Source organism: Empedobacter brevis NBRC 14943 = ATCC 43319 (assembly GCF_000382425.1).
In the GTDB taxonomy this organism is placed as follows: Bacteria; Bacteroidota; Bacteroidia; order Flavobacteriales; family Weeksellaceae; genus Empedobacter; species Empedobacter brevis.
Window position 1 is genome coordinate 193,642 of record NZ_KB908294.1, and the last position, 26,289, is coordinate 219,930.

24 protein-coding genes are annotated in these 26,289 nt (G+C 32.2%); 14 read left to right on the forward strand and 10 right to left on the reverse strand.

Annotated elements, in window-relative coordinates:
• Positions 1 to 111: 111 nt before the first annotated feature.
• Positions 112 to 855, reverse strand: coding sequence for a 3-deoxy-manno-octulosonate cytidylyltransferase (gene kdsB, locus H277_RS0108035; protein WP_019975071.1), 744 nt, complete (start codon positions 853 to 855; stop codon positions 112 to 114).
• A 199-nt stretch (positions 856 to 1,054) separates the two neighbouring features.
• On the opposite strand from kdsB, the gene H277_RS0108040 reads away from it, so the two are divergent.
• From H277_RS0108040 to H277_RS0108055, 4 genes are all read left to right on the forward strand, one after another.
• A complete protein-coding gene (locus H277_RS0108040) occupies positions 1,055 to 1,846 on the forward strand; it encodes a DUF3822 family protein (RefSeq protein WP_019975072.1) in 792 nt (263 codons plus the stop codon).
• Positions 1,822 to 2,364, forward strand: a complete 543-nt coding sequence (locus tag H277_RS0108045) for an RsmD family RNA methyltransferase (protein ID WP_019975073.1) — start codon at positions 1,822 to 1,824, stop codon at positions 2,362 to 2,364. The genes H277_RS0108040 and H277_RS0108045 overlap by 25 nt, the downstream gene beginning before the upstream one ends.
• Positions 2,365 to 2,494: 130 nt before the next feature.
• Positions 2,495 to 4,720, forward strand: coding sequence for a TonB-dependent siderophore receptor (locus tag H277_RS0108050; protein ID WP_019975074.1), 2,226 nt, complete (start codon positions 2,495 to 2,497; stop codon positions 4,718 to 4,720).
• A gap of 121 nt (positions 4,721 to 4,841) precedes the next feature.
• The gene (locus H277_RS0108055) at positions 4,842 to 5,330 is read left to right on the forward strand and encodes a TlpA family protein disulfide reductase (RefSeq protein WP_019975075.1); all 489 of its coding nucleotides are present in this window, start codon (positions 4,842 to 4,844) and stop codon (positions 5,328 to 5,330) included.
• 62 nt (positions 5,331 to 5,392) lie between these two features.
• On the opposite strand, the gene H277_RS0108060 is transcribed toward H277_RS0108055, so the two are convergent.
• The 3 genes from H277_RS0108060 to dnaX form a co-directional block, all read right to left on the reverse strand.
• A complete protein-coding gene (locus H277_RS0108060; protein ID WP_019975076.1) occupies positions 5,393 to 6,340 on the reverse strand; it encodes an FKBP-type peptidyl-prolyl cis-trans isomerase in 948 nt (315 codons plus the stop codon).
• A 41-nt stretch (positions 6,341 to 6,381) separates the two neighbouring features.
• Positions 6,382 to 6,894, reverse strand: coding sequence for a hypothetical protein (locus tag H277_RS20185; RefSeq protein ID WP_019975077.1), 513 nt, complete (start codon positions 6,892 to 6,894; stop codon positions 6,382 to 6,384).
• A gap of 131 nt (positions 6,895 to 7,025) precedes the next feature.
• Complete coding sequence (gene dnaX, locus H277_RS20190) at positions 7,026 to 8,114, reverse strand: DNA polymerase III subunit gamma/tau (protein ID WP_019975078.1); 1,089 nt, start codon at positions 8,112 to 8,114, stop codon at positions 7,026 to 7,028.
• Between the two features lie 147 nt (positions 8,115 to 8,261).
• On the opposite strand from dnaX, the gene H277_RS0108075 reads away from it, so the two are divergent.
• From H277_RS0108075 to H277_RS0108120, 10 genes are all read left to right on the forward strand, one after another.
• Positions 8,262 to 9,122, forward strand: a complete 861-nt coding sequence (locus tag H277_RS0108075; protein WP_019975079.1) for a helix-turn-helix domain-containing protein — start codon at positions 8,262 to 8,264, stop codon at positions 9,120 to 9,122.
• A gap of 114 nt (positions 9,123 to 9,236) precedes the next feature.
• Positions 9,237 to 10,565, forward strand: a complete 1,329-nt coding sequence (locus tag H277_RS0108080; protein ID WP_019975080.1) for an amidohydrolase — start codon at positions 9,237 to 9,239, stop codon at positions 10,563 to 10,565.
• Positions 10,566 to 10,610: 45 nt separating this feature from the next.
• The gene (locus tag H277_RS0108085; protein WP_019975081.1) at positions 10,611 to 11,282 is read left to right on the forward strand and encodes an ankyrin repeat domain-containing protein; all 672 of its coding nucleotides are present in this window, start codon (positions 10,611 to 10,613) and stop codon (positions 11,280 to 11,282) included.
• Between the two features lie 6 nt (positions 11,283 to 11,288).
• Entirely contained in the window at positions 11,289 to 12,557 is a 1,269-nt protein-coding gene (locus tag H277_RS0108090) for an amidohydrolase (RefSeq protein WP_019975082.1), read from the forward strand.
• Between the two features lie 106 nt (positions 12,558 to 12,663).
• The gene (locus H277_RS0108095; protein ID WP_019975083.1) at positions 12,664 to 15,195 is read left to right on the forward strand and encodes an FtsK/SpoIIIE family DNA translocase; all 2,532 of its coding nucleotides are present in this window, start codon (positions 12,664 to 12,666) and stop codon (positions 15,193 to 15,195) included.
• 33 nt (positions 15,196 to 15,228) lie between these two features.
• Positions 15,229 to 15,858 carry an outer membrane lipoprotein periplasmic chaperone LolA1 gene (gene lolA1 / locus H277_RS0108100; RefSeq protein WP_019975084.1) on the forward strand — a complete coding sequence of 210 codons (630 nt, stop codon included), beginning with the start codon at positions 15,229 to 15,231 and terminating at the stop codon, positions 15,856 to 15,858.
• 3 nt (positions 15,859 to 15,861) lie between these two features.
• Entirely contained in the window at positions 15,862 to 17,322 is a 1,461-nt protein-coding gene (locus H277_RS0108105; RefSeq protein ID WP_026357482.1) for an LptF/LptG family permease, read from the forward strand.
• Positions 17,323 to 17,331: 9 nt separating this feature from the next.
• Positions 17,332 to 18,456 (forward strand): 3,4-dihydroxy-2-butanone-4-phosphate synthase, encoded by a 1,125-nt coding sequence (gene ribB, locus H277_RS0108110; protein ID WP_019975087.1) that lies wholly within the window; start codon positions 17,332 to 17,334, stop codon positions 18,454 to 18,456.
• A 76-nt stretch (positions 18,457 to 18,532) separates the two neighbouring features.
• A complete protein-coding gene (locus H277_RS0108115) occupies positions 18,533 to 19,045 on the forward strand; it encodes a hypothetical protein (RefSeq protein ID WP_019975088.1) in 513 nt (170 codons plus the stop codon).
• Between the two features lie 48 nt (positions 19,046 to 19,093).
• Complete coding sequence (locus H277_RS0108120; protein WP_019975089.1) at positions 19,094 to 19,513, forward strand: hypothetical protein; 420 nt, start codon at positions 19,094 to 19,096, stop codon at positions 19,511 to 19,513.
• 64 nt (positions 19,514 to 19,577) lie between these two features.
• On the opposite strand, the gene H277_RS0108125 is transcribed toward H277_RS0108120, so the two are convergent.
• The 6 genes from H277_RS0108125 to H277_RS0108150 form a co-directional block, all read right to left on the reverse strand.
• Entirely contained in the window at positions 19,578 to 20,585 is a 1,008-nt protein-coding gene (locus H277_RS0108125; RefSeq protein WP_019975090.1) for an EamA family transporter, read from the reverse strand.
• A gap of 14 nt (positions 20,586 to 20,599) precedes the next feature.
• A complete protein-coding gene (locus H277_RS0108130; RefSeq protein WP_019975091.1) occupies positions 20,600 to 21,076 on the reverse strand; it encodes an Lrp/AsnC family transcriptional regulator in 477 nt (158 codons plus the stop codon).
• Positions 21,077 to 21,282: 206 nt separating this feature from the next.
• Positions 21,283 to 22,596: an MFS transporter gene (locus H277_RS0108135; RefSeq protein WP_019975092.1), complete on the reverse strand. Its 1,314-nt coding sequence runs from the start codon at positions 22,594 to 22,596 to the stop codon at positions 21,283 to 21,285.
• Positions 22,597 to 22,623: 27 nt separating this feature from the next.
• Positions 22,624 to 24,039 carry a hypothetical protein gene (locus H277_RS18825; RefSeq protein ID WP_019975093.1) on the reverse strand — a complete coding sequence of 472 codons (1,416 nt, stop codon included), beginning with the start codon at positions 24,037 to 24,039 and terminating at the stop codon, positions 22,624 to 22,626.
• A gap of 130 nt (positions 24,040 to 24,169) precedes the next feature.
• Positions 24,170 to 25,435, reverse strand: a complete 1,266-nt coding sequence (locus H277_RS0108145) for a sensor histidine kinase (RefSeq protein WP_019975094.1) — start codon at positions 25,433 to 25,435, stop codon at positions 24,170 to 24,172.
• Positions 25,436 to 26,116, reverse strand: a complete 681-nt coding sequence (locus tag H277_RS0108150) for a response regulator transcription factor (RefSeq protein WP_019975095.1) — start codon at positions 26,114 to 26,116, stop codon at positions 25,436 to 25,438.
• Positions 26,117 to 26,289: the final 173 nt, after the last annotated feature.

Genomic DNA, 26,289 nt, shown 5'->3' on the forward strand with positions numbered 1-26,289 from the left:
AACATTCATACCGAAATTTTTATTTTAAGACGAATTAACTTAATTATTTCGTTTTCAAACTAAGTATAGGTGATTTTTCAGGCCAAAGATAATTGATAAAAGGTTTACATATTATTTTTTAACAATAGTGGATAAATACTTTTTTGCACGTTCCAAATCTTCAGGCGTATCAATTCCTACTCCTATTGATTCAGTTTCGATTACTTTAATTTTCATTCCGTATTCTAAGTAACGCAATTGTTCTAATTTTTCTGCTTTCTCATTTTGGCGCATCATTAATTTCGAGAAATTCAATAATGCTTCCTTTCTGAATGCATAAATTCCTAAATGACGAAAATATTTTGGAGTGAAGCCATCTTCTCTTGCAAACGGAATAGGAGAACGAGAAAAATAAAGTGCAAAATTATTGCTATCCGTTACCACTTTTACAAAATTAGGGTTGTTAATAGATTCTTCTCCAGTAATAGATTCTTTTAACGTTGCGACATCAACTGTTTGTCCAATTTTTCCGTCAAAAGAAGAAAGTAAATCTGCCAATGCTTTTTTGTTAACAAATGGCTCGTCTCCTTGCACATTTAAAATAATATCACATTCAATATTTTCTATAGCTTCCGCTATTCGATCGCTTCCTGTTTCATGTTCTTTTTTACTTCTAATTGCTTTTCCGCCATGATTGACAATTTCATTAAAAATCAAATCAGAATCTGTGACGACAAAAACATCATCAAACAGTTGAGTTGCCACAACATTTTCATACGTCATTCTAATGATGGTTTTATCTCCTAACTGCTCCATTAGTTTTCCGGGAAAACGAGAAGCTGCATATCGTGCAGGAATTACGGCTATTTTTTTCACTTCTTTTATTTCAAATTTCTGTAAATTTAAAGTAGATTCGGCTGAAATGCATTTTTAATCAACAAAATAATTGTACTATCTTTACCGAAATAAATTTTCTGTATGAAGATTGCGTTCAAAATTTTGTTATTTTTGATTTCATTAGGATTAATTTACATCTTAATCAGCGAGTTAAAAATCCAAGGATAAAGAAAAATTTATGTCAAAAACAACTCAACGTTCGTTAGCGATTTTACTATCACACGATATGCTTAGTTATATTACCAAAACAACCGACGGAGAATCGACTTCGTTTTCGGATGTTTATGACTATTCCGTGGATTTTACAAATCTTAACAAAACGGAGATTGAAATTGAACATGAATTGCGCTCAAATTTGACGTTATTACAAGAGTACGATTTTGTCCATATTTGTTTTTTATCCACGACGATAAATCTTGTTCCGAATCAATTTTCACGTAAACCTTTCGAAGAATTATTATCACTTTCTAATTACAATCCGGTCGAATTGGCGATAGATTGTCCGTTAGAAAATGTAGAAGCTTCGATTATCTATAATATTCATTATCCGCTGAAAGATATTTTACTTACGTTACCTAACTTGCAAAATGCACGTTTGTACCATTCGGGTAAATTTTTGATTGATTACGGAATGATCAACTCGAAAAACGATGAAATTTATATCAATTTAATGCATCAAAAATTAGAAGTTTGTGTGTTGCGCAATGGAGAATTTATTTTTTATAATCTATTTGAAACAAAAACGAAAGAAGACTTTTTGTTTTACATTTTGTATACATTAAATCAATTAAATATTAGTCCAAATACGGTTTCTTTATATGCTTTTGGCGATTTATTAAATTCGCCCGATTATTACGAAACGTTAAAAAAGTACGTTCGTCATATTTCGTTCAACGAAGAAGACAAACAACTTGGACTATATTTTACATTATATAAATTATTCGAATGCGAATCATTTCAGGAACATTAAAAGGAAAAAGAATCACAGCACCAACTAACTTACCGGTGCGCCCTACAACAGACTTCGCGAAAGAAGCTTTATTTAATATATTAAACAACGAATGGTATTTTGACGAGATTACCGTCTTAGATTTATTTTCAGGAATAGGAAGTATTTCGTTAGAATTTGCTTCGCGAGGAGCAAAAAAAGTAACGTCTGTCGATAATTTTTATGGCTGTGTAAAATTTTTAGATGATACAGCAAAACAGTTAAAGTTAGATGATGTGATTTCCACTGTAAAAAGTGATGTGATTAAATACCTGGACAAAAGACCTATTAAAAAGTTTGATATCATTTTTGCTGATCCTCCTTACGATTTAGATGAAGAAACCTACAAAAAAATTCCTCATCTCATCATGGATAATCAATGGTTAGAAGAAGGAGGAAACTTTGTATTAGAACATCCTTCAGGTATTTCTTTTGAAGATCATCCCAATTTCATTCAGCATAAAAAATACGGAAACGTACATTTTTCTTTCTTTGAATAAGTAACATTTTCTTAAAATATTTAACAAATCGGCTATAGGTGATAACTATCAGCCGATTTATTTTTTTTATTTATACTAAGTCTAATTAAATTTGCACCATTAATTTATTTAGATTAAATATAGATAACATATGAAAAGGAATAAACTTCTACTCGCAACACTTACTTTACTTAGTTTTTCAGCTGCTTTTGCACAGGAAACAACTAAGGAGAAGAAAGATTCTATCAATAATTTACAAGAAGTTGAAATTTTTGGAGACCGAAATAAAAAACAAAGAGGGTTAGAAGCTATTACCCGTTTTCCTGTTTCGCCAAATCAACAAATACAAACTATATCTACAATTTCAGAAAAATTAATTGAAGAACAAGGAGCTCTAACCATTACAGATGCAGCTCGTAATGTCCCTGGTGTCACGTTGTTTGGTTCTTATGGAGGAAACCGTGAATCAATGTCTATTCGTGGATATCGTGGAACTCCTGTATTAAGAAATGGAGTGAGACAAGATTCTGATTTTAGAACAGCTGGAGCAATTTCTGATATGCAAGGAATTGAATCTATCCAAGTTATAAAAGGTTCTGCAGCTATTACACAAGGTGTAGGAAACGGATTAGGTTCTGCTGGTGGTGTTATAAATTTAGTTACTAAAACACCTCGATTTAATAATTCTGGAAACATTGGATTGCGTGTTGGATCTTGGAATCAAATCCGTACAACATTTGATGTTCAACGTGTTGTTGATGAAGCAAAAACATTTGCTTTTAGAATAAATGGTGCCTACCAACAAGCTGATAGTTATAGAGATGTTGTCAACAGTAAAAGATTTTATATCCAACCTTCTGTAGCATGGAGACCTGATGAAAAAACAGAAGTAATCGCAGAAATGGATTATTTAGATTTTGACGGAGTACCAGACAGAGGAACTGTTAACTTAGCCGGAGATGACGTACAAGCTTTAGCTAATATGGGACATCGATTCTTAGGTTTTAATACTGATTTTGATAAGAGCGAAGCAATTACTTACTCACTTCGAGCTACTAGAAATTTGACAGATAAGATTAGTGTTCGCGCTGCATATTATGCTTCTTATAATGACAGAGATCAGCAAGGAACAGGATTAGGATTAATCAAAAAGGATGGTGAAACTTTATATAATCAACGTTCAAGAAGTTTAAGCCGATCTACCCGTAACGATAGAAATTCAACTATTCAGATTGATGTAATGGGGAAAGAATTTAAATCAGGAATATTAACATGGAATTGGCAAGCAGGATATGATTACACAACATATCGTGTAGATTCAAGAAGTGCTCAAATAGATACCGGAAGAAAAGATCAAAACGGAGATCCTATTTATACAACATCTATTCCTGTTCCTGGTAAAAACATTGAAAATGTATTAGGAACAATTGACAATACTATGCCTTCTAATTTTGATTGGAGTCAACTAAATATTAACACTTCTTCTCCCCTTGATGAAGGATATTACTATGGTTTTATGACACAACATCATCTTAGTATAACAGATTATGTGAAAGTTGTTGGGGCATTGAGATGGTCATATTCCGGAGTTAATTCTAAAGATGTTTTAGATCCTATGATTGGTTTAATGCTTTCTCCTACAAAAAATATAAACATTTTCGGTTCGTATACAACAACTTCAAGTTTAAGAAGTGCAACAAATCCATTAGAACAAGGAGGAACAGTTGGAACATCAAGAACAAAACAATTTGAAACAGGAGTAAAAACATCATGGTTCAACGATCGTTTCAGAGCAAATGTTACATATTTTGATATGAAAAATGAAAATCTTTCTTATCAAGTTCTTAATGATGCAGGTAATGCAACTGGATACTATGGTTTAGCTGGTAATCTTAACCGCAAAGGAATTGAATTTGATATTTCTGGACGTATATTACCTAATTTACAAGTCTTATTAGGATATGCTTATTTAGATGCTACATACGAAGATTCTCCTGCTTATGTAAATGGATCTCGACCAATGAACGCTCCATACAATACAGCCAATGCCTGGATACAATACAAATTCCAAAACACAAACTCATTTGTTGATGGACTTTCCTTATCTGCAGGTGTATATTATGTAGGTTCTCGCCCTGTAAACGAATACGCTCAAAAAACATTTTTACACAATACAACACCAGGTGTAAAACCATTCTTAATGCCAGAATACACAACGCTTAATGCTCAAGTTGGTTATTCATTAAAAAGATTTGATTTCCGTTTATTCTTTAATAACATTACAGACGAAATCGGATATAACTCATATTATCGTGGTGGATACATCAACCAAATTGATCCATTCAATATGGCCGGACAAATTGTATTTAAATTCTAATTTTTCTCAGAGTTAAAACATATTTTTAGCATTTTAAAATAGGAAAGCGGCAGTTTTATAAACTGTCGCTTTTATTTATTGTAGAATTGGCTTAACTTCCCTCAAAATTATTTTGAAATATATGAAAACAAAACTTACTGCTTTATTGATATTTTTCTGTTCCGTTTTTTCATTTGCACAAACAGAAAACACCTTAAAAACAATTCCCGAATTTTCTTTTGTTAAAATGCAATCTGATGGAATTTTTAATTCAAAAGATATCAAAAAAGGAAAACAAACATTAATCGCACTATTTTCGCCAACATGTATTCATTGCCAATTGGCGCTGAATCATTTTAATAATAATTACGACGAACATTTAAAAAACACACAAGTTATTCTGGTCTCAGAGTATGAAGCAAAAGATGTTTTACCTTTCTTAAAGCAACATGCCCCAAAATTTGTTGACAATAAAAATGTTGAGTTATTATATGATTCAAACTACGAGTTCGGTCCTATTTTTCAGCCAACATCCATTCCTACCTTCTATTTATTTGATAAGGATAAAAACTTAATCACCATCAAAAAAGGTTCTGTCGAAGCAAATCAGATTTTTAATTATTTAAAATAATAATCTATAAATAAAAAATCCCACTCATGGAGTGGGATTTTTTATTTATATGTAATCTAAGATTATTTACCTTGTTGAGCTTGGGCTTCAAATTGTTTTTGCAACTCTTTGATTTGCTCTTCTGATAAACCTTGACCTTGCGCACCTGGCTGTCCTTGCGGAGCAGCTTGTCCTTCTTTAAAGTCTACCAACTCTACTTCGAACTCTAATGCTTGGTTTGGTCCAATTTGTCCACCTGGCGCTCCCATTTCACCGTAACCTAAGTTAGCAGGAATATAGAATTTGTATTTAGCTCCTTTAGACATTAACTGTAACCCTTCTGACCATCCAGGAATAACTTGGCTCAAAGGAAATTCAACACCTCCTTTTGCTTCCGGGTTTTTATCTGTACTATCAAACGTTTTACCAGTAGCTAAAATTTTACCAGTGTATTTTACTTTAACAATACTATTTATAGTTGGCTTTGCACCATTTCCTTCTTTCTCTACCACATAAACTAGTCCTGAAGCAGTTGATTTAGCACCTGAAGATTTTTTCTTTTCTTCTACTAATTTAGCAGATTCATCTGAATTTTTCTTCACTAATTTTTGTTGGTTATTTTTTGCATAAGTATCCAAAATACCCATTCCGGCTTCTTGTGTAATCAACAATTTTTTGTGACGTACAACATCCATAATCCCTTGAACAATAATATCTTTGTCCATTTGATCCAATTGTTGTTGGTTGATAACCGTCTCAATTTGTTGACCAACTTGCTGACCAATAGCATATGATTCTCTACTTTCTTTTCCAGCTTTTAAATAATCTCTGATCCCTTTTTCTAATTGATCATAGTTGATACTATCTGTCTCAACTAATCGCCCTCCAAGACCTTTGATTTGCTCTCCAAGCCCAGTACCAAATGCATATGACGCTTTTTGATCGTCATTTTCTAATTTGTCTACAGATTTTCCTTTGTTACAAGACGCTAACGACGCAACAACAAAAATCCCTAAAAGAACTTTTTTCATTATTTATAAAAATTTATTGCAAGTTTAATAAGAAACTTTCATTAATCATACAAATCTAACCCAAATTCTTCTTTTAATTTTAACAAAATGGGGTTTTTATCTAATAATTTCTCAAATTTCTCTTTATTGGATAAAATATGATTCTCTGCTTCTTTTTCCGAAAACTTAATTTGTATCGTAAAATAGTGATTCTTAAGAAACACCCTCAGGCTATTTCTAATTCTATCTTTATACTCTTCAAACTCTTGTTTTGATGAATGTGAAGTAAACTCAAAAATCACTTCATCCCCTGCCAAATCAAGATTTGTAGTCATCAAAGCATTGTATGACGGAATATTATGTTCAATTTTTAATCGATCCAAGAACCGCTTCCAACCTTCTTTTACTTGCTCGAGAGTGAATTCTTCCCGAGGCAAATCATTCCGTAAAATTTCTTCTTGATGTTCTTCTACCTTTGCGCCAGGTAAAGCCATTTTCAAACTAAATGAGGAACTTCTATTTGCCTTAATTGGTTTAGCAGCACGCGTATATTCTTTGATTTCATCAGAGATCAACGTTTTGTTTACGTGAGAAACCGACGATGATAAATGTTGTTCATTGATTTGAACCGAAGTAATTTGTTGAACCTGAGGATCAGTGACTTTTGAATGTTCTTGTTGTTCCGAAAAATAAAATGTAGGTGGAACTATTCTATACTTTTTTTTTTAAGCCCATTTTCTTCTGCTGTCAAAGAGGCCAATTGCATTAAGGCAATTTCAACTGTCAAACGTGGATTCTTACTCGATTTATAATTTAAATCTGCTTCATTACAAATTTCAATTGCTCCAAATAAAAACACTGCTGAACATTTTTGTGCATGCTCCAAATATTTTGCTTTTATTCGTTCTCCCACCTCCAATAAACTTACTGTATTCGCAGTTTTTGCCATCAATAAATCTCGAAAATGAGCACCTAAACCGCATATAAAAAGATGAGCATCAAACCCTTTATTCAAAATATCATTCAATTGTAACATTGCTTGTGGAATATCATTTTCCAAACAAGCATCTGTCATCTTGAAATAATAATCGTAATCCAGAACATTTAAGTTTTCGGCAACTGAAGAATACGTTAAGTTTTTATTCGTAAAAGTTGCCATTCTATCAAAAATTGACAATGAGTCGCGCAAGGCTCCATCTGCTTTTTGTGCAATCAAATGTAAGGCATCATCCTCAAATGTCACCTGTTCTTTTCCTGCGACATTTTTCAAATGACCTTTGATTTCTTCAACTCCTATTCGTTTGAAATCGTAAATCTGACAACGAGAAAGAATTGTAGGAATAATCTTATGTTTTTCTGTAGTCGCCAAAATAAAAATAGCATGCGCAGGCGGTTCTTCCAACGTTTTCAAAAAAGCATTGAAAGCAGCTGTAGACAACATATGAACCTCATCAATAATGTACACACGATACTTTCCTATCTGTGGAACAATACGAACCTGATCTATCAAATTTCGAATATCGTCAACCGAATTGTTTGAAGCTGCATCTAATTCAAAAATATTGAACGCAAAATCCTGATCACCTTCTACACCATTTTCTTCATTGATTTTGCGCGCCAAAATTCGTGCGCATGTTGTTTTTCCTACTCCTCTTGGTCCACAAAATAAAAGAGCTTGTGGCAATTGGTTTGACTTTATCGCCTGTTCCAAAGTATTTGTAATAGACGCTTGTCCTACTACATCTTCAAAATTTAGCGGGCGATATTTTCTGGCTGAAACAACAAAATTTTCCATACAATTGCAAATATAATGGTTTTAACTTTCTAATAAAAATTCTTTCAATTCTCACCGCTCAATTCCGATTTTTTTTATAAATTCCACAAGTAAAAAATTATAAATTATTCCGGACATTATTCTAATTCTTTCTTAATTTCTAATAAAATGCAAAATTCCGAAAGTCAAGATTCAATACCTATCATCAGTATACAAGGTTTTCGACAAGGACAGCTTGCTGGTCGAGACGAATTATTGTTTAACGAATTGCACGGCGAACGACATATAGATAAACCGCACAAGCACGATTTCTTTGTCATTATACTTTTTGACAAAGCTTCAGGCACACATAGTATAGATTCTAAAGATTACCCGATTGGAAATCGGGAAATACATGTTTTGTTCCCGGGACAAATGCATAAGTGGGCTATCAATGACGGAACAATTGGTTATCAATTGATGACGGAACGATCATTTTTCGAACAATTTGCGCCATATTTCCGTTTCTCATTTACCAATTACCAAAATCATCCTGTCATCAAATTATCAGACGAGGCTTTCTCGAAATTGATGTATGAATTTGATGCCATTAAAGAAGAATTAAAATCAGAAAACTCGTTGGTCCATTTAATTCATGCACGAGCAGCTGTTATTGCTGCAATCGTAAGTAAAGAAGCGGAACATATTTTTACCGAATTTAAAGTTTATCAATCCAATCCCAGATTAGCTAAATTTAATATGCTAATTGATGAATTTTACAAAGAAGAGAAGTCTGTAGCTTTTTATGCTGATAAATTACATATTTCTGCTAATTACCTGAATATTTTGTGCAAAAAACATTTAAAAGTTTCGGCTACTCAACTTATTCAACAACGAGTGTATATAGAAGCTAAAAGACTCTTAAAATCAGATCATCTTTCGATCAAAGAAATTGCTTATGAATTAGGTTTTTCTGATCATGCCTATTTTTCTAATTTCTTTAAAGCTCAAACAGGTAGCACACCTACTCAATTTCGAATTCAAAAATAGATTATTCACACTGATAAAAGATTTATTTATAAATCTTACAAGTATCTGCAGTTTTTGTAATATTCTAATAAACATTATTTCAAGTACTTTGTTCTAAACAAATTAAAGATCATAATGAATAACAATATATCTCGTAAAGATTTTCTTAAAAATTCAGCTTTAGGATTAGCAGGTTTTTCTTTTTTACCTGGATTTTTACAAGCAGCACCAGATTTTCAATTAGATAAAACTGACCTTACAAAACCAAGAAATTTTACATTAAAAAATGTTCGTTTGGAAACTGGTTTCGAATATGAAAATGATGAAATCATTGGGACAAAAACAGATCTTTTTACGATTGAAATTGCAAATGGAAAAATCAAAAAAATTAGTCCAAATCAATTGAATGCAAAAGCTATTGATGCGAAAGGCCTGTTGATGTTACCATCTTTCAAAGACATGCACATTCATTTAGACAAAACCTTGTACGCAGATAGATGGCGTGCAGTTCGTCGTTCAGGAGGAATTAAAGGAATGATCGAATTGGAGCAAAAAGTATTACCTGAAATGCTAAAAAAATCGACTTATAAAGCTGAAAAATTAATTGAATTATTACAATCGTACGGAACTGGATTTGCCCGTAGTCATGTCAATATTGAACCGACTTCTAAATTAGATTCATTGAAGAATTTAGAAATCGCTTTAGCGAATAAAAAAGATTCTTTCGGTGCCGAATTAGTTGCCTTTCCCCAACATGGTTTGTTTTATACAGATTCTCTTCCATATATGAAAGAAGCTGCAAAAATGAATATTGACTACATTGGAGGTTTAGATCCTACAAATGTGGATGGCGCAATCGAAAAAACAATGGATGCGACGATTCAATTAGCTATAGATCATAACAAAGGAATTGATATTCATTTGCACGAATCTGGAAAGTCCGGCCATGACACAATTAATTATTTAATCAAAAAAGTAAACGAAAATCCTCAATTAAAAGGTAAAACTTTCGTCAGTCATTCTTTTGCATTAGCCACTTTGGACAAAACAAAACAAGAAGCTATTGCCGAACAATTAGGAGCTGCTCAGATTGGAATTGTGTCTACTATTCCATTCGGAAGTCTCGTCATGCCAATCCCTACCTTACTTAAACACAATGTAAATGTAATGACAGGTAACGATAGCATTGTTGATTATTGGAATACAATGGGAACAGGAAGTGTTTTACAAAAGGCAAATCTTGCTGCTCAATTGTATGGTCAAACCTCAGAATTTGGTTTATCAAGGATGTTGAAGTTGGCAACAACAGGACCAATTCCTTTGGATGACAAAGGTGTACAACAATGGCCAAAAGAAGGAGGTGATGCGAATATCATTTTGATAGATGCCAGTTGTTCTGCAGAAGCAGTCTCAAGAATATCTCCTGTTCGTTCTTTAATTATAAAAGGAAACATCATTTATTAACTGAACTTTTAATTCAGTATTTCATTCTTTAAAAAATATGTGATTATGAAAACAGTTTTAACATTAATGGCTATGATAGCAACGGTCACTTCATGCTATTCTACTCCAACAGAAAATTCAAATACAGAAATTATGAATGAAAAAGATATTTTGAATGCAGTCAAAAATAACGATATACAAGCTGTTAGAAAAGCATTAGAAAATGGTGCAGACGTAAACACAACTGATAACAGTCGCCGTTCTTTATTATTAATTGCAACCAATAAAACGAATATCGAAATGGCTAAATTACTGGTTAAATACGGAGCAGATGTTAATCAACAAGCCGATAATCTGGATAGTCCTTTTTTATACGCCGGTACCAGTGGACAAACTGAATTGGTTCAGTTATTTTTGAATCATGGTGCTCGTTTCGATGTTTTCAACCGTTACAACGGTTCTGCATTAATTCCAGCTTGCGAACGTGGACATATAGAAACGGTAAAACTGCTCGCAAACACTAAAAATTATCCTATAGATCATGTCAACCGATTGGGATGGACAGGATTGATGGAAGCTATTATTTTGGGCGACGGAAGCAAAAAATATCAACAAATTGTTCAGATATTAAAAGATGCCGGTGCGAAAATGGATATTCCGGACCGTGATGGAATAACACCTTTGCAACATGCACAACAAAGAGGTTACAAGGAAATCGTAACCATAATTAAATCATAAATCATCATGCAAACAAATTATATAGCCCACTCAGAAGGAAATTACACCTTAAAAAATGTACGGTTGGAAACAGGCTTTCTTGAAGATGAATCCGGAATTATTGGTACAAAAACAGATTTGTTTTCTGTTGAAATAAAAAATGGTGAAATTGAAAAAATAAGTACGAATAACAAATTAGCTACAAATACAATAGACGCAAAAGGTCTATTAATGTTACCTGCTTTCAAGGATATGCACGTGCATCTAGACAAAACTTTGTACGGACTGCCTTGGCAAGCACTTTCACCAAAACGTCGAACTGTTGCAGATATGATTGCTTACGAGCAGGAAATTATTCCGGAATTGTTAAAAACATCTGTTGAACGAGCAGAATTACTTATCAATTCATTACAAAATCATGGAACTACCTTTGGCCGAACACATTTTAACGTCGAAACGACTTCCGGTCTTCGATCATTAGAAAATTTAGAAAAAGCATTAGAAAACAAGAAAGAAACTTTCAGTGCAGAATTAGTTGCTTTTCCTCAACATGGTTTATATTACACAGATTCAGCTTCACTAATGAAAGAAGCTGCACAATTGGACAATGTTGCTTTTGTTGGAGGATTAGATCCTTTTAGTATTGATCAAAATATTGAAAAAGCAATTGATTTTACAATTCAATTAGCTTTAGACAATAAAAAAGGAATTGATATTCACTTACATGACAGTGGAAAAGAAGGCATGCGTACAATTGAATATCTGATTGATCAAACATTGAGAAACCCTGACCTGAGAGGAAAAACCTATATAAGTCATGCCTTTGCCCTGGCACATTTATCGAAAAATGAAACGCAAAAGATAGCTGAAAAATTAGCAGAAGCAAAAATAGGGATTGTCTCATCAGTTCCATTCCGAAATAAAGTTGAAATGCCTATTCCAACGCTAGTAAAAAACGGCGTCGAAGTATTGATTGGAAATGATAATGTACAAGATTACTGGAGTACCTTTGGTACAGGAAACATGTTACAAAAAGCAAATCTAATTGCTGATTTGTATAGCTGGGAAACCGAATATGATTTATCAAGAACTTTAGGTTTTGCTACAAAAAATATTGTTCCATTAGATAACAACGGATCCATGCAATGGCCTAAAGCAGGGGATGAAGCAAGTCTTGTTTTAATTGATGCAAGTTGTTCCGCGGAAGCTGTTGCCAGAATGTCTCCAACCGTAGGTTTAATGCACAAAGGAAATCTGATTTGGAAAGATAATCATGCAAAAAATAAAAACCTATAGCGAATTGAGTTAAAAACCGTTGCAATTTTAGTAAATTTAAATACTTTTCGTTAGATTCGTCTGTCAAAGATTTATTATTTTTGCCTCAATTATACTCAACCTTAAAATGGCTATAAAAAACACTCAGGAAACACCTAAAACGCCTAAAAAGCAAATCATAAAAACAATTATAGGTATTCTATTTTTAGTACTTGGATTGTTATTGTTTGTTTCATTTTTATCTTATTTTTTTAATGGTTTAATGGATCAAAGTCAGATCTCCGATCTATTAGACAAAAGCGAAACTGCAGAAAACATCTTCGGAAAGTTTGGGGCTCTACTAGGCGAAACATTTATTTTGCAAGGAATTGGAATTGTTTCATTTTTTGTTCCGGTTTTCTTTATCCTTTTAGGGATTAAAGTCGCAACCAATTGGAAAAAAATTAAACCGTTTACAACACTTTATCAAAGTATATTTTTCATGATTTGGTTGCCGATTTTTTTCGGATGTGCTTTTCCCGGTCAACATATGCTTTGCGGGGTAATGGGATTTGAAGTCAATGATTTTTTAAATAGTTTTATTGGAAAGTGGGGCGTAATTTTATTATTATTCGTTAGTTTATTGATTTATTGTGTCATTCATTTCAGAATGACTTATCAATCTATACAAGAAAAGATGGAAGAACGCGCAAAGCAAAAAGAACTTGAACGGATTGAGAAAGAACAACAACGAATCAAAAAAGAACAACTCGAACTAAGACAACGTAAAGAAAAAGAAGAACAGGATAAGATTAATCAATTCAATAAAGAAGCTGAGAAACAACAAGAAAAAGATTTGATTGAAGAATTAGACTTGGTTGAAGAAACAGTTCAACCACATACTCTAAATCCTAACGAACCATTTCAACAGGATTTTACTGTTCATCCACCTCAAGCTGAAGAGCAGTTGGAAGAAACACCTCTTAATATCACACCTTTGGTTGTGGAAGATTTAGATGAAGAAAACGATGCTATTGATTTTACCCCGGCTTTTGAAATAAATACACAAGAAGTTATTTCTGAAGAAATACCAACGAATCTCGAATTAAAAGTTCAACACATTGATGAAGAAGAAGAATTTGAAGCAACTTCTGCACGACTAGTTGAAGAGCAAGGCGAATATAACCAACGTTTGGATCTACCTAATTATCAATTCCCACCTCTTTCTCTATTGAGAAAATATGATAACGGAAATACGTTAATTGATCAGAAGGAATTAGAACTGAACAAAAATAAGATTATCGAAACCTTAGCAAACTATGGAATTGGTATCTCTCAAATTACAGCAACTATTGGTCCTACTGTAACGCTTTACGAAATTGTTCCTCAAGCCGGAGTTCGTATTTCTAAAATTAAAAACCTTGAAGATGATATTGCCTTAAGTTTGGCTGCTCTTGGTATTCGTATCATTGCCCCTATTCCCGGAAAAGGAACAATCGGTATTGAAGTTCCCAATTCAAACCCCTCAATGGTGTCGATGCATTCTGTTATTGCTTCCCAGAAATTTCAGCATGCTGAAATGGAATTGCCTATCGCTTTTGGTAAAACAATCACAAATGAAACTTTTGTAGCAGATTTAGCTAAAATGCCGCACTTATTAATGGCTGGTGCAACGGGACAAGGTAAATCGGTAGGATTGAATGCAATTATTGCGTCTTTAATCTACAAAAAGCACCCATCAGAATTAAAGTTTGTGATGGTTGACCCTAAAAAAGTCGAATTAACCCTTTATTCTAAAATAGAACGCCACTATTTAGCAAAATTACCAGATGCTGAAGAAGCTATTATTACGGACAATGCGAAAGTAATTAATACATTAAATTCGCTTTGTATTGAAATGGACGACCGTTACGAATTACTTAAAAATGCTTTTGTCCGTAACATCAAAGAGTACAATGCAAAATTTAAACAACGTAAATTAAACCCGGAAGCCGGACATCGATTTCTTCCTTATATTGTTTTAATCGTGGATGAGTTTGCTGATTTAATCATGACTGCAGGTAAAGAGGTTGAATTGCCTATTGCGCGTTTGGCTCAATTGGCACGAGCCGTTGGTATACATTTAATTGTTGCCACTCAACGTCCATCTGTAAATGTGATTACCGGAACTATTAAAGCAAACTTCCCGGGTCGTGTAGCTTTCCGTGTAACTTCAAAAATAGATTCTAGAACAATTTTAGATTCTCCGGGAGCTGATCAATTGATTGGAAAAGGAGATATGTTGTACACAACAGGAAATGAATTGGTTCGTTTGCAATGTGCCTTTGTTGACACACCGGAAGTTGATAAAATTACTGAATTCATTGGCGAACAACGCGGATATCCAGATGCTATGCATTTACCGGAATATGTAGGTGAAGAAAGTGGTTCATCTTTAGATGTTGATTTATCGGATCGTGATGCTTTATTTGAAGATGCGGCAAGATTAATTGTCATGAATCAACAAGGTTCTGCATCTTTATTGCAACGTAAATTAAAATTAGGATACAACCGTGCCGGACGTTTAATCGATCAATTAGAAGCGGCAGGAATTGTTGGTCCTTTTGAAGGAAGTAAAGCTCGTCAAGTCTTGATTCAAGACGACATGAGTTTGGAACAGTTGTTGAATAATTTGAATTAAATTTTATTAAAAACAGATAGAAAATTAAATTGTATGAAAAAGTTAATCTATTCTTTCATACTCTTATTAGTAGGGGTTGGAACATTGAATGCTCAATCGGCAAAACAAATCTTAGACAAAGTTTACGCAAAATACACTAACGCAAATTCTTATTACATTAAATTCGATTTTAGTCATGTTGTAAATGGAAAATCGACAAATCGTTCGGGAGAAGTTTTTTCGATGAAACAAAAGTTCAATTTAAATGTAGGTGATATCAATCAAATTTATACCGGAACAAAACTGTATACAATTTCTAAAGACGATAAAGAAGTGACAATTTCGAATGCTTCGAACACCGACGATTTCTTAACACCAACGAAAGTTTTAAATACATATCGTACTGATTTTAGTTATACATTAACCGATAAAAAAACGATTGGAGGGAACACCATTCAATATATAAAATTAACACCAACTAAGACTTCTACGATTAAATATTCGGTTTTGGGAATAAATATGGCAAATAATCAAATCTACGATTACAAAGAATATGGTAAAAATGGAGATACCACATCTATCGTTGTAAAAGATTATGTTCAAAATTTACTTATTCACAAAAGTTACTTTAACTTTGACCAAAAGAAATATAAGTCGCAAGGCTATATTATTACTCAATTATAATCAATGTTTAAAAAGCTTGACCGGTATTTAATTAAGACCTTTTTAGGTCCATTTTTTTTCATCTTTAGTGTCTTATTTTTCATCTTCATCGTGCAATTTGCATGGCAACAGATGGAAAAATTTGTTGGAAAAGGTTTAGAATGGTATACTATAACTGAATTACTTTTTTGGTTAGGAATTAATGTTGTTCAACTTGTTCTGCCACTTACTATTCTTCTAGGTTCTATTATGACCATGGGAGGTTTTGGTGAGCGATACGAATTGGCAGCCATGAAAGCTTCCGGAATTTCTTTAACACGAATCCTTGCTCCACTTTTTGCTTTAGTAATACTAATGTCAATTGGACTATATTTCTTCGGTGATAAGGTCATGCCTTATTCGCAACAGAAGGCCCGTACAATGTACTTTAATATCATACAAACGAAACCGACTGTGAGTATGAAAGAAGGCGTTTTTATTGAAACAGTTCCGGGTTTTCAAATGAAAATCAATAAGGTTTCAGGTGAAAATTCTGAAAAACTGGAAGATGTTTTTGTTCATCAAAATACACCCTCTGGAGAAGATGCGATGACGATTATTGCGAAAAAAGGAAATCTAGCGCCTGATAAAAATGATAACCATTATCTAAAAATGGAACTTTTTGATGGAATTGCTTACACAGATAACATCAAAGATAAAAACTTTGAGCAACGCAGACGACAAGAAAATCAATATACTAAATTTGATACACTAAATTATTACATTGATATTTCAGATATTTTAAATTCCGGAAAAGATGAAGATCCTGGAAACTCATATAAATATTTAGATGGAAAAGGGTTAAGACATTTAATCGACTCTTTAAATACCGATTACAAAAAATATTACAAAGATCTAAAAACAAATATATTCACACAGAATTATTATTACTCGAACAAAACAAAAGAAATAGATTCAGTTAAAACAAGTATGGTTTTCGATCTGAAAGAATATTCAACTCAGGATCGAGATCGAATTCTGAATCAATCTGTACAAATGATAAATCGTGACCAAGAAAATCTATCATTTTCAGAACAAGAAATTATTCATCGTGAAAAGTTATACTCAAAAGTTAATATTCATTACCAACGTAACTTTTCGTATGCCGTAACTTGTATTATTTTCTTTTTGATTGGATCATCACTGGGAGCCATTGTAAAAAAAGGTGGTATCGGAATGCCTGTGATTATTTCTATTATCATTTTTGTTATTTATTTTATCTTGAATTTCTCTGCCGAAAATATGGCTAAAAATGGAAAAATAGACCCTACACTAGCAGCTTGGGCAGCTAATATTATTGCACTTCCATTTTCATTACTTTTCTGCTTCAAAGCCAACCAAGATTCAGAAATATTTAACATCAGCATTTACATAGATCCTATTGTAAAATACTTTAGTAAGTTTAAGAAAACAAACAAAAACGAGGAACATTCTCGTTATCAATAATATAAAACAATGGAAAATAGATCATCTCAATTAAACACAATTGAAGAAGCTTTAGAAGATTTAAAACAAGGAAAAGTTATCATTGTAGTTGACGATGAAGATCGTGAAAATGAAGGAGATTTCCTATGTATTGCTGAATTTGCTACGCCAGAAATCATCAACTTTATGGTGACACATGGACGTGGATTAGTTTGTACTCCATTGACACAACAAAGATGTAAAGCTTTAGGTTTAGACCTCATGGTTGGTCATAATACTGCGATTTACGAAACTAATTTTACTGTATCTGTCGATTTACAAGGACATGGATGTACAACAGGAATTTCCGCTTCAGATCGTTCTAAAACTATTCAGGCTTTAATAGATGAAAATACAAATCCAGACGATTTAGGAAAACCGGGACACATTTTTCCTTTAATCTCAAAAGACGGAGGTGTTTTAGTTCGTATGGGACATACTGAAGCCGCAGTTGATTTGGCTCGCATGGCTGGTCATTATCCTGCCGGATGTATTGTTGAAATCTTGAAAGAAGATGGAGAAATGGCTCGTCTTCCTGAATTATTAGAAATTGCAAAGAAATTCGATTTAAAAATTATTTCAATTGAAGATTTAATTGCTTACCGTTTAGAAAACGAATCGTTAGTAAAACGTATTGATGAGTTTCCTGCAAAAACAAAATTTGGAGATTACGAATTGATCGCTTATCAGCAAACAACAAATAATCAAGTTCACTTTGCTTTGAAAAAAGGAAAATGGACGAAAGATGATGTTGTTCCGGTACGTGTTAAATCGACCAACAGCTATTACGATTTGTTCAGTGCTTTACAAAACGGTGAAACCCCTTTACTGGAAAAAACAATGAAGATCATCAACGAAGAAGGAAAAGGTGTTGTTATATTTATTAACAATATTCAAAACTCTGAATTGGTTGAGCAAAAGCTTGAAATTTTTAAAAGTTTTTCTGAAGGAAAATCAAAGTCAGGTGTTCTACCTGCTGACGAGAAAGATCACGGAATAGGCTCTCAAATCATTAAAGATTTAGGTATTCAGAAAATGAATTTAATTACCCGAAAGATTGAAGAACCACATACCACACAATATGGTTTAGAAATCATAAAATGTACTCAATTATAAAATACTTTTAATATAATCAAAAAAGCAGTTCCGGAAGAACTGCTTTTTTTTGTAGATTTAATTTAATTAACTCAATATGAAGAAAGGATTTTTATTATTTATAACCTTTATATTTTTTTATTTTATTTCTTGCAAAAAGAAAGAATGTCAACCGTTTTATGTATATGATAAAATAGAATGGTATAGTTATAAACGAAATTTAGATAGTATTCCTCCAGATTTAAAAGATAATGCATTTTTGGTTGGAGTCTTTCAGGGCTCTATATTTACAAAAATTAAAGACTCAGATAAATTAGCACTTTTATCAAGCGATGATTTTAATAAATCAATCGTTCCAATTTCTAAATACGATCAATTGAACAGATTATTTTGTTACAATGAAAATCTTGGCGTTGAAGGAATAGCTACTGCTTGTCTTCCTTTTTATAATGATATTTTAATTTTCAAAAAAGAAAGTAAAATAATAGGAATTGCTAAAATTTGCTTCAAATGTCAACAATCTACTTTCACAGAATCCAGTACCAATACAAATGCTTTTGGCGCTTTTGAAGAGATTATAAAACTTGAAAAAATAGTATACTCTAAATAAAACTATCTAAAAATAATATATTTTTAGATGTAGTATTGAATAAAATTTATGACTTTAGAAAAAATCGAAACAGAATTTATTATTGATGACGGAAGTCCATCTCCCAAAATTTTATCTGACAGCAACAATCTTTTTTTAAATTTCATGGTTGATGATGAAAATTTTAATACAATCACTTTAAAGTTTTTAAATTACCATATTTATAAAATAGGTTATCCGGGAAACGAAACACTTTGCTATCACCCTTATACCGAACTAGGAATTAATTCTTCCGACTTTTATCTGGTAAATGATTCAATGTGGATGAATGAATTAAGAGAAATCGATAAAAATCATCCATATTTTAGTGATAAAAAATGGAATTCTTTGAATCATTATATTATTACTTTTCACGATGATTTATTTGAATGTATTGCAAAAGATTTTGAAACAACAAGTCAAATAACTTTTGAAAATATCATTTTTTGAGCTACAATCAATAAAAAAAGCTTCTCGATTACGAGAAGCTTTTTTATTAATAATCACATAATATTTAATGCGCATAATGTTTACGAGAAACAAAATGCAGAATTTTTTGAACTAATTTTGTGTTTTTATAAAGATTCCAATTCATTAATAAAACACTGAATAAAATGACAGCTAATCCGTAAATCTGCAAATGAGTTACGATATCATCTGTAAAAAAATAACTTAACGCAACAGCTACAATAGGATTAATATAGGCATAAGTAGACACCTCTACCGCCGGGCGGTGCTGCAATAACCACACATACGAGCCAAAAGCTAAAATAGAGCCAAAAGTAACTAAATAAGCCATTGCTAACCAATCTTCTGTCGCTACATTTTCCAAGTTGAAATTTGCATATTCTCCATTGAACATCGCAACAGTATTGAATAAAACGCCAGCTGTAATCATTTGCCAGGCTGTTTTAACCATTATATTCAATTCTTCTTTCGGTTTTGTAACTTCTTTCTTTTGTTTTTCTGTTACATATTTTGAATACAGTGAACCCAATGTCCAAGCAATAGAACAAAAGATTAAGACAATTAAACCTATCATATTCAAGAACTGCTGATCCGCATCTGCATGCGCAGTGGTTGTTTGCTCATAAAACAACATTAACACGCCTATAAAACCTAACAACACGCCTAAAATTGTCGGAATACTTGAAAAATTTTGTTTCCATTTCGGTTTATCTAAGACAATAAACCAGATTGCTGCAGATGCTGCCATGATTGCAACAATTCCACTTGGTAAAAATTGTTCAGACCAAATAATTCCGGCCATGTCAATAAACAACAACATAAAACCTGTAAACATACATTGTTTTACAATTTGTTTATCCCATAGTTTGTAACCTTTCAGTTTACAATATCCCATTAAGATTGTGCTCGCCGCTATAAAACGAAATGAACCCAAAATAAATGGACTAAATCCATGTAAAGCCTTATCTATAAAAAAATAAGTTGACCCCCAAACGACATAAACCACAAAATAGGCTGCAATAATCAGCCACTTGCTTGGTTGATTCCCTTTCATTCAATCTCAATTTTTTAATTCGTTGGTATAACGATATTCTGTTCTTCTTTTATTGTTTGTAAAACAATTGTTGTCCGTGTAGAAGTAATCCCATCTATTTTACTTAGATGTTTTCTCATCAAATCTACCAAACCTTCATTGTCAGATGTTCTTACTTTAATCAGATAGCCATCCTCTCCTGCTATATCATGGACTTCTAAAACTTCCGGAATTTCAGCTAATTGTTTTCCTACAGTTTCGTCTCCAATAATATCGACAGTTTTGATAAAAATATACGAAAGTAATTTCTGCCCAACTGCCACAGGATTTATCTTTGCATGATAAGCTAAAATAACTTTCTTATTTTCAAGCTTTTTCACGCGCTCTAATATTCCGGAAGGTGCCATTCCCAATTCTCTAGCGATATCAGCATTGTTAATACGTGCATTTTCCTGCATTAATCGCATGATTTTCAAATCAGTAGCATCTAAATTAAACTCTATCTTTTCCATTTCGACTGCAAAATTAAGACTATTTTGAATAATATTCAAAAAATATATCAAAAAATGTATGTTGTTCTGTATATTTTTTCCCCTTGATAATTTAATTCGTATAAATAATTATAATTGTATCATTTATTCATTAAAAAAATGAGACAATCAAAGTAATGTCTCATTTTACTTACTGTATAAAAAATAATCAAAATAACATTCTGAGTTTAATCTTTGTTCAACATTGAATTTTCTTTTGTGTCTTTCATAAAAAAATAAACAATTAAAGAAAAAGCAATACATCCTGTAATGTACCAATAATAATATGTTTCTACTCCTTGTGTTTTCATAAACAACGCAACATACTCTGCCGAACCTCCAAAAATACTTACAGTTAAAGCATAAGGCAACCCCACTCCTAAAGCACGAATATTTGCCGGAAACATTTCTGCTTTTACTACTGCATTAATAGATGTATAACCAGAAACAATGATTAAAGCAACCATTAAGTATGCAAACGCCATCCACATAGAAGTAGCTTGACTTAGGCCTGTAAGTAATGGGACAGTCAACAATGTTCCTAAAATACCAAATCCTAATAACAAAGGCCTGCGTCCTATTTTATCTGATAATAAACCAAAAACCGGCTGTAGAGCTGCAAAAATAAATAATGACAAAAAAGAAATTAAAGTAGATTCTTCTTTTGTTAAGTTTACTGTATTTACCAGAAACTTTTGCATATATGTCGTATACGTATAGAAAGCTAATGTTCCTCCCATTGTAAGGCCGACAACCGTTAAAATTGATTTTGGGTATTTCAATAATTGTTTAATACTTCCATTGTTTTCTTTTTCCTCTGCAGAATCATTATTCTTTTCAAATGCTTCTGTTTCATGTAGGCTTTTTCTTAAATACAACGCTATAACAGACAAAATAGCTCCTATAACAAATGGTATCCTCCACCCCCAAGATAATAATTGTTCTTCTGTAAGAAGTAATTTTTGTAATATCAATAAAATTCCTAAAGCGATTAATTGTCCTCCGATTAATGTAACATATTGAAAAGAGGAATAAAAACCACGTTTATCTGCCGTTGCCATTTCTGATAGGTACGTTGCCGAAACACCATACTCTCCTCCTACACTTAATCCTTGCAACAAACGAGCAATTAATAAAAGAGCTGGAGCCAATACTCCTATTGTTTCATAACTTGGCGTTAGTGCAATCAACAAAGAGCCGAATGACATTAATAAAACAGATAAAGTCATTGCTCTTTTTCTGCCAATTTTATCTGCAATTGTGCCAAACAACCAACCTCCAATTGGACGCATTAAAAATCCTACTGCAAAAATTCCAGCTGTATTTAACAGCTGAGCAGTTTGATCTCCTGTAGGAAAGAAAGACGAAGAAAAATAAATAGCAAAAGCGGCATAAGCGTACCAATCATACCATTCTACAAGGTTTCCTATAGACCCTCCTACAATCGCTTTTACACGATCTTTGACAGTTAGTTCTGTTGTTTTAATTTCTTGAATATTCATCTGTAATAATATTTTATAATTTTTCTTTTAAAATGCAATTTGTAATGTGATTAAATGTTCTCCTTTTCTTGTGAAAATTTCTTTTGAATCTTGTGTATACAAAGGTCTTGAAGAATATTGATAGGCAACTTTAGCATTCTGAGCCAAAATGAATAGATTAGCACCTACATCAAAATAATTCCCTGTTTGATTTAATGCTTCAAAATCTTTCAAGGCATAAGCAATAAATGGCTGAAGCTTTACTACAGGGCTAAATTTAGGGAGTACAAAACCCACTTGTGAATACCATATACTTCCTGTCCCTAACAAAAATCTTGCATTCCCGAAACCTTCTAGAGCTTTAACTCCTGAAAAGTTTGGATCAGCTGTACCAGGGTTTAGCAAACCTGTTGTTCTTAAGTAATTTGGTCCAAAATTATAACGATAAAAAACCGAATAAAGATTCAAAGACATTTCTCTTGATTTCCGACCTAGTGGCGTATCTAAAAAAGCATCTGCTCCAAAAATAAATTCATTATGTGATTCAAAAACTCCTTCTGTAGGTTGAGATAACGTTGCATTTTTTGTAGAATAAAAACCTGCCCCTATATTAAATACCTTTTTTGCTCCTAAATATGTTCCTGCAAAAAATGATGTCGCTGTATTTTCTTTATCAAAAAACTGATACATTGCATAAGCTGCATATGATAATTTACCTGATTGATTATTATCTACTATTTGCCCTACCTCCGGATTTCTATTTGTAGCAAACGGTTTGTTCACAGCTACTCGATAATTAAATTTATTTAATTCACCATGTACAAATACTCCAAACTGTCTCGAAAACTGATCAGAAACCTCAATATTAGGAAAATTAAATACCGGTAAATCTGCTGTCAACAATTTGGTTGTACTTGCATTTGTCATACGACTAACACCTGCCCAACCGTGTAAACCTGCTCCTATATATAAATGATTTTTATTTTCTTTTTTCGTGAATTCACTTTTTCTTGGAATAATTGCCAATTCATTATAGGCATCCATAAAAAATACTTGAGGTTTTTTCCCTTGCCCATTTGCTCCGGTTCCAGCTCCTCCTCCACTTATAAAAGACTGATTATTAATCCCCAATTGCATGACAATAGAATAATAATTTGATAGTTGTGCAGAGATTGAAATTCTCATACGACGCAGACTAGCATCATATGTATGATTTTGAGGAACGTCATTAACCAACGTACCAGGGTTATTTTCTATACTTCTTAACCAAATTTGACTTGATAATCCGAATTTAATGTTTTTATCTCCTGATTCGTCAAGGTTAATTTTAATCTCCCCTAATGAATTTTTAAATTCCGGTCCTTGATTAAGTTTTTCTACACCTTGTTCTACCTTCTTTATCGAATCTTGAGCTAATAAGAATCCAGAAAAAATTAATGCGGATAATAAGATTTTTAGTTTCATGTGTTACTTTGTATTTTTAGCTTCTTATATTGTGTATTTTATACACTACTAAATAACAAATGAAATTTGAAGAATGTTTGAAGTTTTATTGAAGAAAGTTTGAAATTTTATTTAATCAATCCCCTGCTCTTTATGATTTTAAATCAATGGTAAATTGATGCCAATTTGATTTGTATTTATACTTAATTTCAAAATTATAAACATTCAATATTTTTTTAACTAATGCCAATCCAAGACCTATTGATTCTTTATTATATTTACTTTTATTAAACCGTTGAAAAATAGTTTCATTCGTAAATTCTTGTTCGTAACCTGTGTTACGTATAATAAATTTTGTTTTTGTTAATTCTATTACTATTTTTCCATTTTGACAATTATGCCTATTTGCATTACTGATCAAGTTATTGAACACAATATGAGCTAAAAGTGTATTCATTTTAATCTCCACATCCTCAACTAAATTTAACGTCAATTCTACACCGTTCATCAACATTAAATCCTCTTGTTCAGAAATCATTTCCTTGATTAAGTCGGTTAAATTAATCTTATCAATTGTAACTTCATGGTACTCCAAGCTCATTAATAAAATTAAAGAACGATTAATTGCCGACACTTTATTTATATCATCGTACATACCACTTAATGACTGCATTTGAGTTTCTGATAATTCTTCATTCAACATTAACTCGATTTTTGCTTTCATATTTGCCATGGGTGTTTGCAGTTCATGAGAAAGATTTTGAGAGAACTCTTTTAAAGCATTATAATGCTCTATTGATTGTTGAGATGTTTTAAGAAAAAGATCATTTAATTGATTCAACTCATGGATATCAGAATGTACAATTTTTATTTTTTGGTTCTCTTTCAAATCAAACCGTTTCATTCTATCGATCAAATAATAAAAAGGAGTATACAATTTTCGGGAAATAAGCTCTCCAAAAAATATAATGGAGATAATTACGAAAACAAATATCCATGCTATCACCATTAAAATTCCTACAAAAAATTTATCATCTATAATTGTCAAACTTAGCTGACTCTCTATTTGATAATGCACTCCATTAACAAAAGGATAAGTTGTCACCGTTAAATGATTGACCATGGTTTGCAATTTATCATCCCATTCGTAGTCTCCATTTCTTATGACCTCTTTTGTAAGACTATCATAGCGCCCATCTAAAATTTTAATCTTAACATGAGGATGTTGATCTTCTAGCTCAGAAATTGGTTTGTTTTGTAATTTCTTTTCAATTATTTTATTCAGATTTTCTAATTTCCCTACAGCTGATTGATTCGTAGCCCGTTCTATCGCGAAGTAAAAAATAAAGAAACCAAATACCATTGAACAGAAAACGACAACAATAAGATACTGTGTTATTTTTTGACTTAATCTCATTTAACCATCAGTCCATTTATATCCCAATCCGTAAACTGTTTGCACATAATCTGTTCCGTCTGCTTCTGATATTTTACGACGCAGGTTTTTTAGATGTTGATAAATAAAATCTACATTATCTAAATTGTACGTGTAATCGCCCCAAAGATGAATTGCTATTGCTTGCCTAGACAAAACTCTATTTTTATTATTGATAAAATAAATCAACAAATTCAATTCTTTTTTTGTCAGATTGAGAAGTATATCTTTTACTTTACATTCCATGGATTGCATATCAATCACTATTTCATTATAAATCAACAAATCATTGTTACTTTCTTTTTTACTTCTTCTGGCAACAGCTTTTATTCGGGAATGTAATTCAGGTAAAGGAAATGGTTTTGTTATATAATCGTCTGCTCCACTATCTAAACCAATTATCTTGTAATCTAATGAATTCTGAGCAGAGATAATAATCACTTGTGTAGAAGGGTAAATCTGTTTGATATAATGTAACAATGTCAACCCTGTACCATCAGGCAAAGTCATATCAAGTAATACACAATCATATTCAAACATAGATAGGATATCTTTTGCCTCCGCTAAACTTGATGCCCATTCGCAAATATAATTCTCTTGTTTTAGAAAGTTAATTATATTATCTGCTAATTCTTGATGATCTTCTACCAATAAAAGTTTCATTCTTCCTCAAAATTTGTTTTTAAAGGTAAACTATTTCCACAAAACTATAACCAAATCTATATCTTACAGTTATTGACTTCTTGAAACACAGTTTAAATCCTTAATGAAATATATATTTTATTTTAAAAAATTTAAAATAAAAAAAAGCTACCCAAAAATGGGTAGCTTTATAT